Annotated in this window: 1 protein-coding gene; it reads right to left on the reverse strand. The window is 69.5% G+C overall.

The features are described from left to right. A partial coding sequence (locus ABWU19_RS15025) for a protein rep (protein WP_435902433.1) occupies positions 1–646 on the reverse strand: 646 nt, incomplete at both ends.

A 646-nucleotide genomic window follows, 5' to 3' on the forward strand; every position in this document is an offset into this window, starting at 1 on the left:
CACGTAACGGCCCACCTCGACCGCGTCGGCCTCGGTTTCTGCCAGATCGAACGAGTACCCGCCCCGGCTGGATGGAGCCCAGCCCACCGCAACCACGGCATCCGACCAGGCCTCCCAAAGGGCATCCTCCACGGCCCAGGGGTCGCGATCGGGGGGGATGACCAGTGCCAAATGGATGTGCGGGTGCCAGCCGTTGGGGCCTAACGTGACCTCAATCCCCCGGGCGTAGCCCAGGCCCGACCAGTGCGGTCTGAACGCCCGCGATTTGGTCATGTGTCGCCAGGCGTTGGAGAGCGCGCTGAACACCTCGGCCAGGGCCTCCCCCCGGGTGTGCTGGACGGTCAGGACGGCGTGGGCCAGGTAGCACCCAGCCCCCACGAAATGGGCCAGGGCCCGGCCCAACGCCTCCCCCCGCCGCTCAGCCAGAGCCGTGGAACAGACCGGGCACAACCACGGCGAGGAACACGTCACCAGGCCGTGGAAGCGTACCCGGGCCCCCTCCCCCTCCGGGTCCTGATACAGCCCCACCTCGACATCATCACCCGGTAGGTGGCTCATCGGCAGGCCGCAGGTGAGCGCGGCACGGAACTCAGGGTACGGGGAGAGGGCCAACCGGGAGATCTCCCGCAGACCGTAGGAGAGGGCA

It is taken from the genome of Meiothermus cerbereus (assembly GCF_051297115.1).
In the GTDB taxonomy this organism is placed as follows: Bacteria; Deinococcota; Deinococci; order Deinococcales; family Thermaceae; genus Meiothermus; species Meiothermus cerbereus_A.